General features: G+C 63.9%; 10 protein-coding genes and 1 pseudogene. 7 read left to right on the forward strand and 4 right to left on the reverse strand.

Annotated features, from left to right (window positions below; genetic code table 11):
- Positions 1-408: 408 nt before the first annotated feature.
- The 4 genes and pseudogenes from FAZ95_RS16895 (at position 409) to FAZ95_RS16910 (ending at position 5,265) form a co-directional block, all read left to right on the forward strand.
- Positions 409-1,992, forward strand: a complete 1,584-nt coding sequence (locus FAZ95_RS16895) for a UbiD family decarboxylase (protein WP_137333497.1) — start codon at positions 409-411, stop codon at positions 1,990-1,992.
- Positions 1,993-2,032: 40 nt separating this feature from the next.
- Positions 2,033-3,091, forward strand: coding sequence for an asparaginase (locus tag FAZ95_RS16900; protein ID WP_137333498.1), 1,059 nt, complete (start codon positions 2,033-2,035; stop codon positions 3,089-3,091).
- Between the two features lie 19 nt (positions 3,092-3,110).
- On the forward strand, positions 3,111-3,788 hold the full coding sequence (locus FAZ95_RS16905; protein ID WP_137333499.1) for a LysE family translocator: 678 nt from the start codon (positions 3,111-3,113) through the stop codon (positions 3,786-3,788).
- Positions 3,789-4,144: 356 nt separating this feature from the next.
- Positions 4,145-5,265 (forward strand): annotated as a pseudogene (locus FAZ95_RS16910) (carbohydrate-binding protein).
- An 85-nt stretch (positions 5,266-5,350) separates the two neighbouring features.
- On the opposite strand, the gene FAZ95_RS16915 reads toward FAZ95_RS16910, so the two are convergent.
- The 3 genes from FAZ95_RS16915 to FAZ95_RS39360 form a co-directional block, all read right to left on the reverse strand.
- Positions 5,351-6,316, reverse strand: coding sequence for a threo-3-hydroxy-L-aspartate ammonia-lyase (locus tag FAZ95_RS16915; RefSeq protein ID WP_137333500.1), 966 nt, complete (start codon positions 6,314-6,316; stop codon positions 5,351-5,353).
- Between the two features lie 161 nt (positions 6,317-6,477).
- Entirely contained in the window at positions 6,478-6,774 is a 297-nt protein-coding gene (locus tag FAZ95_RS16920; RefSeq protein WP_137333501.1) for a hypothetical protein, read from the reverse strand.
- A 415-nt stretch (positions 6,775-7,189) separates the two neighbouring features.
- Positions 7,190-7,351, reverse strand: coding sequence for a hypothetical protein (locus tag FAZ95_RS39360; RefSeq protein WP_175425631.1), 162 nt, complete (start codon positions 7,349-7,351; stop codon positions 7,190-7,192).
- A gap of 369 nt (positions 7,352-7,720) precedes the next feature.
- Here FAZ95_RS39360 and FAZ95_RS16925 point away from each other — a divergent pair, with 369 nt between their 5' ends.
- The 3 genes from FAZ95_RS16925 to FAZ95_RS16935 all read left to right on the forward strand — a co-directional run bounded on the left by FAZ95_RS16925 (position 7,721) and on the right by FAZ95_RS16935 (position 9,774).
- Positions 7,721-8,647, forward strand: a complete 927-nt coding sequence (locus FAZ95_RS16925) for a Rossmann-like and DUF2520 domain-containing protein (RefSeq protein ID WP_137333502.1) — start codon at positions 7,721-7,723, stop codon at positions 8,645-8,647.
- A 125-nt stretch (positions 8,648-8,772) separates the two neighbouring features.
- Complete coding sequence (locus FAZ95_RS16930; protein ID WP_137333503.1) at positions 8,773-9,093, forward strand: EthD family reductase; 321 nt, start codon at positions 8,773-8,775, stop codon at positions 9,091-9,093.
- A 117-nt stretch (positions 9,094-9,210) separates the two neighbouring features.
- Entirely contained in the window at positions 9,211-9,774 is a 564-nt protein-coding gene (locus FAZ95_RS16935; protein ID WP_137333504.1) for a YggT family protein, read from the forward strand.
- 124 nt (positions 9,775-9,898) lie between these two features.
- Here the strand turns inward: FAZ95_RS16935 and FAZ95_RS16940 are convergent, their stop codons facing one another.
- On the reverse strand, positions 9,899-10,354 hold the full coding sequence (locus FAZ95_RS16940; protein WP_137333505.1) for a MaoC/PaaZ C-terminal domain-containing protein: 456 nt from the start codon (positions 10,352-10,354) through the stop codon (positions 9,899-9,901).
- Between the last annotated feature and the right edge of the window lie 45 nt (positions 10,355-10,399).

Here is a 10,399-nt window from a genome sequence, read left to right on the forward strand (position 1 = left end):
CGAACATGCGCTGGCGAGGACAAACTCTAAGCCGTTGGTGCCGTGCAGGAATCGGCAAACGGTGACGCGTAGCGTCGAAGGACCGGAGGTGTGGTAACGACTAGACTGCTGGGTCCCTGCTACCAATGTGGACGGATTCTAGCAGGGTTTTATAGATCGTCAACACTATGAAAATTGAAACCTATAACAAAATGTAATTATGAACAGTGTTCAGCGCCTCGAACCCCACGCACCCTGCGCGTTTCCAGCGATTTCGACCCAATCCGCGAAAGTAACCCCCTGTAACAAGAAAGGTAAAATCGCCCATCGCACGGACAGTCTGATCACGGCCAGTCTCGGCCTAACCGGCTGCCCGCCCCTTTCGCAGTCCCTTCGCCGCCCGTGCCGGGCGGTTCTAACCTGACCCGCATGAAATATAAAGACCTGCGCGACTTCGTCGGTCGCCTAGAGACGCTGGGCGAACTGCGCCGCATCCGGCAGCCCGTCTCGCCCGTGCTGGAAATGACCGAGCTGTGCGACCGCGTGCTGCGCGCCGGCGGCCCCGCGCTGCTGTTCGATGCGCCGCAAGGCTACGCGTTCCCCGTTCTCGGCAATCTGTTCGGCACGCCGCGGCGCGTCGCGCTCGGCATGGGCATCGACGGCGGCAGCGAGGGCGGCTCTGACGGCGATAGCGCCGCACTCGAATCGCTGCGCGACGTCGGCCGGCTGCTGTCGGCGCTGAAGGAGCCGGAACCGCCCAAGGGCCTCAAAGACGCCGGCAAGCTGCTCTCGCTCGCCAAGGCGGTCTGGGACATGGCGCCGAAGACGGTCAGCTCCCCGCCTTGCCAGGAAATCGTCTGGGAAGGTCAGGACGTCGACCTCGCAAAACTGCCGATCCAGACCTGCTGGCCCGGCGATGCCGGTCCGCTCGTCACCTGGGGCCTGACCGTCACGCGCGGCCCCAACAAGACGCGCCAGAACCTCGGCATCTACCGGCAGCAGCTGATCGGCCGCAACAAGCTCATCATGCGCTGGCTCGCGCATCGCGGCGGCGCGCTCGACTTCCGGGAGTTCGCGCTCGCCAACCCCGGCAAGCCGTACCCGGTCGCGGTCGTGCTCGGCGCCGATCCGGCGACGACCCTCGGCGCCGTGACCCCCGTGCCGGACACGCTCTCCGAATACCAGTTCGCCGGGCTGCTGCGCGGCGCGAAGACCGAGCTCGCGAAGTGCCTGACGCCCGGCGTCGACACGCTGCAGGTGCCCGCGCGCGCCGAGATCGTGCTCGAAGGCTTTATCTACCCGCAGGACGGCGCGCCCGCGCCGGCACCGAACGGCGCACCGCCGCGTCCGTCGAAAGGCGCTTCGGCCGCTTACGAGCACGCGCTCGAAGGCCCGTACGGCGACCACACCGGCTATTACAACGAGCAGGAGTGGTTCCCGGTCTTCACGGTCGAGCGCATCACGATGCGCCGCGACGCGATCTATCACTCGACCTACACCGGCAAGCCGCCCGACGAGCCGGCCGTGCTCGGCGTCGCGCTCAACGAAGTGTTCGTGCCGCTGTTGCAGAAGCAGTTCACCGAGATCACCGACTTCTATCTGCCGCCGGAAGGGTGCAGCTACCGGATGGCGATCGTGCAGATGAAGAAGAGCTACCCCGGCCACGCGAAGCGCGTGATGTTCGGCGTGTGGAGCTTCTTGCGGCAGTTCATGTATACGAAGTTCATCGTCGTCGTCGACGAGGACGTGAACATCCGCGACTGGAAGGAAGTGATCTGGGCGATCACGACGCGCATCGACCCGGCACGCGACACCGTGCTCGTCGACAACACGCCGATCGACTACCTCGACTTCGCGTCGCCGAAAGCGGGCCTGGGCTCGAAGATGGGCCTCGACGCGACCAACAAGTGGCCGGGCGAGACCGATCGCGAATGGGGCCGCCCGATCGTGATGGACGAAGCCGTGAAGACGCGCGTCGACACGCTCTGGGACGAACTCGGCCTCGGCCGCTGATGACACCCTCGGAAACCTTCGAAGACGGAGTGACGATTCGATGACCGCCAGCCAAGCAGCCATTGCCGCGACCGTGTATCGCGGCCCCGCGATCGAGAACACGCATCTTGCCCACGTCGCGGTCGTCGACGCGATGGGTCGCCTGCTCTATGCCTTCGGCAACCCGCACCGTCCGACGCTGCCGCGCTCGGCCGTCAAGCCCGCGCAGGCGCTCGCCGTGCTCGAGACGGGCGCGCTCGAGCACTTCGGCTTCGACGAGGCCGACCTCGCGCTGATGTGCGCGTCGCACAACAGCGAGGACGTGCACGTCGCGCGGGCCCGCTCGATGCTCGCGAAGGCCGGCGTCACCGAAGCGGATTTGCGCTGCGGCGGCCATCCGCCGATTTCGGACGACGTCTGGCGCGCGTGGATCAAGCGCGATTTCGCGCCGACGCCCGTTTGCAGCAATTGCTCCGGCAAGCATGCGGGGATGCTGGCGGGCGCGCAGGCGATCGGCGCGAGCATCGCCGACTATCAGCTCGACGGCCATCCGCTGCAGCAGCGCGTCAAGCAAACGCTCGCGCAACTCTGCGATCTGCGGGACGACGAGATTCAGTGGGGTATCGACGGCTGCAACCTGCCGACGCCGAGTTTCGCGCTCGATCGGCTCGCACGCCTTTTCGCGAAGCTCGCCGCCGCGGCGAACCATGACACGCCCGAGTCGCCGCGCGACGCGGCGCTCGCGCGCATCTATCGCGCGATGACCGCGCATCCCGATCTCGTCGCCGGCACCGGACGCTTGTGCACGGCGCTGATGCGTGCGTTCGACGGCGAGGTCGTCGGCAAGATCGGCGCCGATGCGAGCTATGCGATCGGCGTTCGCGACGCGGCCTACGGCTCGGAAGGCAAACGCGGACCACTCGGTATCGCGGTCAAAGTCGAAGACGGCAACCTGGAGGCCCTGATGGCGATCGTCGTCGAGCTGCTGCATCAACTGAACATCGGCACGGCGGAGCAACGCGCGCAACTCGATACCTTTCACCAGCCCGTGATGCGCAACACGGTCGGTCTCGTGACGGGACACCTCGCGCTCTCGGTCAAGCTCGAACCACAACACTAAAAACAAGCCTGGGGTGTGGATGCACGCAGTATCGATGTTGTCGGACGGTTTTTTTCTGTCGCTTTCGTTGTGCCTCGATATCGGTCTCGTCAATGTCGCGATTCTGTCGTTGACGTTGTCGCACGGTTTCAAGCCGGGCTTCTGGCTCGGGCTCGGTTCGTGTTTCGGCGATCTGATCTATGCGGCGCTCGCGCTGGCGGGCATGGCTGCGCTGCTCCAGTTCGACGCGGTGCGCTGGGTCGTGTGGATCGGCGGCGCGGCGATCCTGCTGTTCCTCACGTGGAAGATGGCGCGCGAGGCGGCGTTTCCGCAGACGGCTCCCGCAGTCGAGGGCGTTGCCGATGCCGCCACGCCGCATACGAGTGCGTGGCGCGGCTTCCTGCGCGGCGTGCTGCTCGCGGTTTCGTCGCCGTCGGCGATCCTGTGGTTCGCGGCGGTCGGTGGCGCGCTCATCGCCAAAGCCGGCGCGACGTCCGCGCCCACCGCATCGATCTTCCTGTCCGGCTTTTTTCTCGGCGGCCTCTGCTGGACGCTCTTCCTATGCGGGCTCGCAAGCCACGGACGCAAACGCGCGGGCGCCGGCTTGCTGCGCGGCTGTCACGTGCTCTCCGCCCTGCTCTTCGCGTACTTCTCGTACAGCGTGATCGTGAACGGCTACCGCGATTTGATCTTGCAGACGGTCCATAGCGCGGCCTAAGCCGACGAATAACCGTTTTGCATCGAAATGCAATGCGGATATCTCGCCCGCATTCCGATCAACCGAACAAATTACCAAATAAAAATAAATAAAAATTAGCCAGCCAAGAATAAAAAATTACCTATCAAACTAACCGGCGGCGCAAGTGTGATTCGACACCTACCCTATGCCCAGCGCCGGAACTGTATCCCTTTGTTTCAGGCGCCGTCTTCGTTACCAAAACAAGACGCATAGCCAAGATAGTTCTTACGCACGCTTATCGCCATAAATAATGTTTGCGCCCAAATCGGCTCGCTCGTTACGCAGCGATATGGGCATACGCAATCACTTATTTCGCTCATTACGTCGGAGACAATATGAACAAGAAACCGTTTTCTTCGCTCGTTCCGCGCCTGGCCGCAACAGCCTGCCTGCTCGTGTCGGCAGGCGCCTCACATGCGGCGGGCGTCTATGCGCCCTACGTCGACATGACCGCCTGGCCCACGCCGGTGCTCGACCAGATCGGCGTTCAGCAAGGCATCCAGCAATTCACGCTCGCGTTCGTCGTCGCCGGAAATTCATGCGTGCCGTCCTGGGGCGGCGTGCAAAACATCGGCGGAGGCGCGACCGGCGACCTCTTGACCTCGATAGCGACGTCCGTCACGAACTATCGCGCGAAAGGCGGCGAGGTGTCGGTCTCGTTCGGCGGCGCGAATGGCACGCCGCTGATGCAGGCATGCACGAGCCCGGCCGCGCTGCAGTCGGCCTATCAGACGGTGATCGACACCTACTCGCTCACGCACATCGATTTCGACATCGAAGGCGCCGCACAGGAAGATACTGCCGCCGTGACGCGCAACTTCCAGGCGGTCGCGCAGCTGCAATCCGCCGCTGCGGCACAGGGCAAGACGCTGCATGTCACGCTCACGCTGCCCGTCATGCCGACCGGTCTCACGCAGGACGGCCTGAACGTCCTCAACGCGGCGCTCGCCAATAACGTGTCGATCGATGCCGTCAACGTGATGGCGATGGATTACGGCCCCACGAACATCGACATGGGTAACGCGGCGATCAGCGCGGCGCAAGCGCTGTACTCGCAGCTCGCGTGCAACAGCCTTACGCGTTCGCCACGATCTTCAAGCAGTTGAACGGAAAATGGGGCGCCGGCGTGACGCAGGACCCGAGCTACGGCGGCTCGGGCAGCAGCGGCGGAACGCCGACGCCCGGCGCCGCGTGGTCCTCCGCTCAGGTGTACACGGCGGGCCAGACGGTCACCTACCAGGGCGCAACCTATCAGGCCCAATGGTGGACACAGGGCGACGTGCCGGGCCAGTCGGCCGCATGGAAGCAGGTCTCCGGCCCGACGCCGACCTGGTCGGCCACTGCCGCCTACTCGGGTGGCACCTGCGTGATGTACCAGGGCGCGAAGTACTGCGCGCAATGGTGGACGCAAGGTAACGTGCCGAGCGCCGGCGGCGTGTGGGTGGCGTCGAAGTAATGCAGCGGGCAGCCGAATCAGGCCGCGGCGGCGCGAACTCGCTTCGCGCCGCCGCGCGCCGCAAAGCGCGATCGATCAGGAGACCTTAGCTCAGAAACTCGGCGAAGCGGCTCAAATCGACATTACCGCCGCTGATCAACACGCCGACGCGCTTGCCCTTCACCGGCAAGATCCCGTTGAGCACAGCGGCGGCGGCAAGACACCCGGTCGGCTCGACGACCATCTTCATGCGTTGCGCGAAGAAACGCATCGTGTCGATCAGCTGCGCATCGCTCACCGTCTCGATCCGCTTGACCAGACGTTGAATGATCGGAAAGTTGTAGCTGCCGAGATGCGGCGTGGCGGCGCCGTCCGCGATCGTCTTCGGCACATCGATATGGACGATCTCGCCGCGCGCGAGCGACTGCTGACCGTCGTTGCCCGCCTCGGGCTCGACGCCGATGATCTCGCACGACGGGCTCAACGCCGCCGCAGAAAGCGCGCTGCCGCCGAGCAGACCGCCGCCGCCCAGGCACACGACGAGCATGTCGAGCGTGCCGACCTCTTCGATCAGCTCCTTGGCCGCCGTGCCCTGCCCCGCGATCACGTGCGGATGGTCGTACGGCGGGATCAGCGTCATGCCGCGCTCCTGCGCGAGACGGCGCCCGAGCTCCTCGCGATCCTCTTTATAGCGGTCGTAGGTGATGACTTCGCCGCCATAGCCCTTGGTCGCTTCGACTTTGGCGGCAGGGGCGTCGTGCGGCATCACGATCGTCGCGTGGATGCCCGCGAGCCGCGCCGACAACGCGATCGCCTGAGCATGATTGCCCGACGAGTACGTCAGCACGCCGCCCTTGCGCTGCTCGGCGTCGAAATGGGAAATCGCGTTGTACGCGCCGCGAAACTTGAACGCGCCCATGCGCTGAAAGTTTTCGCACTTGAAGAAGATTGAAGCGCCGCAGCGTTCATCGGCCGTGCGCGAGGTGAGAACAGGAGTCCGGTGCGCGACGCCCGCGATACGCGAGGCGGCGTCGGCAACATCGTCGAAGGTGGGAGAAGGAAGCGCTTGCATCGCCTGATGAGAGGTAGTTGGAGGGAACAAGCATTGTCCCAGCTTCCGGCGCGCTTTGAAAACCCAAAGCAAACGGCGCAACCCGGCGATCAAGCCGGCGTTGCGCCGTTAGTCAATCAACGGATCGAAGTGAGGGTTAAGCGAGCGCCTCCTCGAGACGCTTAACGGCGCCAATACCCGCCATGACCGTAGTAGCCGCGGTAATAGCCGTGATGCCAGTACGGATGGCCGTAGTAGCCGCCGACCACCACTGCCGGCGGTCCGTAATAGACAGGCGGCGGCGCGTAGTACACGGGCGGCGGCGGCTCGTAGTAGACGGGGGGCGGCGCGGCATAAACCGGATACGCCGGCGCGAACGGAACGCCGATACCGATACCGACCGACACGTGAGCCTGTGCGGCGCTGGCGAACCCCACGCCCAACGCTGCAGCGGCCAAAAACGAAATGAGCTTTTTCATTGCTGTTCTCCTGACGGCGCGGCGTGCGGCCGGCCGTATAACTGGCACTGCATGAAACTCAATGTATCGAAAAAGCCTCGAGCGGGTATTCCGCATTTGTTGCAAATTGCAATCGAGCCGATCCCGAGCCTTGAGCCTGTCAATTCGCGACAAACCCCTATCTCTGTCCGACACGTGAAAATCCAAGGAGTTGCGCGCTGCCAGCGCCTGCACCCGGTTGCTTTTACCGGTGGGCGTGAAGAAAGCTCGCGAAAATCGGAAATGTTTAATTACAAATTGACGGCGGTACCGTTGCGCGGACAACGCACCGGGAGAACGCGCGGGAAGCCGCGTGGCAAATAAGAAGCCCGGCTTCTAAGCCGGGCTTTCGTCCTGCAAGCGGGAAGCGGTTCGATGCCCGCTTTCCGGGCGCCCCTCAGCCTACTTTCACGTAGGTGAATTCGCGCGTCACGCTTGGCGGCACATAGGACCCGCTGATCTTCACGCGCGGCGTGAGACGCTTTTTCTGATCCCACCAAAGACGGCGCTGCGAATGGCTCAGGAACCGCAGGTGCTTCCGGTAAGAGAACATGCTCATCGTGACCTCCCGTAGGTGGCTAAGACACTGGAAAGAAACCGCAACTACGATCTGCATCTCCGACATCCATGACCCTCTGCGCGATACCTGGCGCAAGCCGCATACCCTGCGCCGGCCGGTCCGGTCCGCCCCGGCTCGCTCTCCATCCATCGTGTTGGAATTGTGACGGGCAATCGGGCCGGCGGGCATTGCGCCGCCGAATGACGCCCCGGGTGCTTCATACGACGCCCAATTTGATCCGATCAAAATCGGTGCGCGCCCGTGTTGCGCAATCGCGCGCGTTCGGAATGCCAGCCGGCGCATGCGCGGGGGCTTTCCGGATGCGCGATACTTCAGCTTTCGCCCAATCTTCCTTCGGATGCTGGAACCATGCCGCTTTCTTCCGCGCCACGGATCGGCTTCATCGGCGCGGGCCGGCTGGCCCGCTGCCTGGCGACCGGCTTCGCCCGTGCGGGCTACCCGGTCACGGCTGTCGCGAGCCGCTCGCCGCAATCGACGCGCGACCTCGTGCAACAGGTGGGACAAGGCAACGCCGCCGACGATCCGCAACAGGTGATCGACGCGGCCGACATCGTCTTTTTAACCGTCCCCGATGACAGCATCGGTACGATGGCCAACACATTGCGGTTCGATGCGGCAAACGCGCATTCGAAAGCACTCGTGCATTGCAGTGGTGCATCGCCTGTCGAACTGCTTGCACCGGCACGCGCCCAAGGCGCGCTCACCGGCGGGTTCCATCCACTTTACCTGTTCAGTGGCAGCCCTGCAGACATCGAACGGATCGCGGGCTGCTCGGTGACGATCGAAGCGGACAGCGAACTCGCGGGCGCGCTCTCGGCGCTCGCTCGCGCGATTTCCTGTCATCCTCTGACGATTCCGCACGGCACGCGCATGCTCTACCACGGCGCGGCGCACTATGCCGCGAGCTTCGCGCTGTGTGCGTTGAGCGAGTGCGTCGAGTTGTGGCGCACGCTCGGCTTCTCCGAAGACGAATCGCTGCGCGCGCTTTTGCCGATGCTCGCCGGCACGATCGAAACCGCGCGCGACAAAGGTCTCGCCAACGCGCTCGCGGGCCCGGTTTCGCGCGGCGATACCGGCGTCGTCGAAAAGCAGCTCGCGCTCTTCGAAACGATGGGCGGCGATCACGCCACGCTCTACGCGCTCCTGACTCGCCGCGCCGTCGCGCTCGCCCGCCAGCGGACGAAACCGCCGGCGTCGATCGACGCGATCGACGCCGCTGTCGAAGCGTCGCTCGAACGCTCGCTCCCGCAGGTACAAGCGCCAAGAAAGCCGTGATAAGGTGACGACCGGAAAACGATGGCGCAGCGCGCCGCCGGCCTGACAGCTTTGCATGGGGCCCGAGTAAGCGCTAAAGCGCTAACTCGGCCCGACAACGAAGACCAACCGACGAGAACGCAAAAATGATCAAGGTCAGCATCCTCTATCCGTATCGGGAAAACGGCCGATTCGACGTGAACTACTATTGCCGCACGCACATGCCGCTCGCGGTGCAGCGCTTCGGCGCGGCGTTGCGGGGCTGGTCGGTGGACGTCGGCATCAATGCCGGCCCTCCGGGGTCGCCGCCGCCTTACGTCGTCGTAGGCCACTTCCTGTTCGACTCGGTAGAAGCGTTCTATGACGTGTTCATTCCCGCGTCCGACGAGCTGCTCGGCGACATCCCGAACTACACGGACGGCGGCAACGGCACGATCCTGATCAGCGAGGTCAAGGTCTCGGCTTAGCGTAGGTTTTGCGCCGGTGTGCTTGTCGTTCGGCACACGCGCGCTTGACCGCCAACGCGGCGCCCTCTCGTCGACCCGCGCCGCGCCATTTAAAACTCAAGAAGGAAAGGACCCGAGATGTTCGGCGATATCGCCCGCTTTCTGCTCAATACCCTCTTCACGCTGTTCGGCGCCGCGCTGCTGTTGCGCGCCTGGATGCAGGCGGTGCGCATGCCGCCGTACAACCCCGTGTCGAACGCGATCTATCAGGTGACCAACTGGCTCGTCCTGCCGCTGCGGCATGTGTTTCATGGCAAGCGCGGCATCGATTGGGCGAGCGTCGTCGCCGCGCTGCTCGCGTCGATCGTCTATGTGGGATTGATGGTGACGATCGCGGGCGTCGACCCGTTCGGCCTCGCGCCCGTGCTGTTGATCGTCGCCGTGCTGACGCTCGTCAAGTGGGCGCTGAATCTCATCATCTGGCTCACGATCCTGATGGCGCTCTTGTCTTGGCTGAATCCGCGCTCGCCCGCGATGCCGATCCTCTATCAGCTGACCGCGCCGTTTCTGGATCCGCTACGGCGCTTCGTGCCGCAGCTCGGCGGCATCGATCTCTCGCCGATCCTGCTGTTCGTGATCGTGCAAATCCTGTTGATGATCGTCACGCGCGCGGCGGTGTCGTTGACGTTGTTCGGAATTTGATCTCGGGCTGCGGCAGCGTGGCGGCAAGATGCTCGGATGCACGATCAGGTTGACCGCGAACGCCGCTGCGAACCTTCGGCGAGTCGCGTTTCGATTTCGGTGAGCCACGCATCGAGTTGCGTGTTCATTGGGTACCCCGCTTCCGAATTAGCATGTCGCTTCTGCCGTCCTGCACGATTTCGTCGCGCTGGTTGAGCACCACGAACCGGCGTCCGAGACGGCCGACCCGCTCGCTCTTGCCAGCATCGAGTTCGAGAATTTCGAGCCGCAAGCGCAGCGTGTCGCCGACGAAAATCGGCGCGACGAATTTCCATTCGTTCAGCGACATCATCGCCACGGCGCTGTCATGAAAGATGCCTAACTGATGCAGCAGTCCGGTCGCGATCGCAATGCCGAGCGCGCCGTGCACGAGGCGCTGTTCGTAACGCGTCTTGCCGGCGAATTCGGCGTCCGCGTGAATCGGGTTCCAGTCGCCGGAGAGCATCGAGAAAAACGTCAGGTCGCTTTCCGTGACTGTGCGGCCGCCGCTTTCGAACGATTGGCCGATCTGGAAATCTTCGAAAAATAGTGAATTGGACATTGTAAGCATTCCTTGCCGCAGCGCCGCCGCGGCGAAAAGCCGTTG

The organism is Trinickia violacea, assembly GCF_005280735.1.
Lineage (GTDB): Bacteria > Pseudomonadota > Gammaproteobacteria > Burkholderiales > Burkholderiaceae > Trinickia_A > Trinickia_A violacea.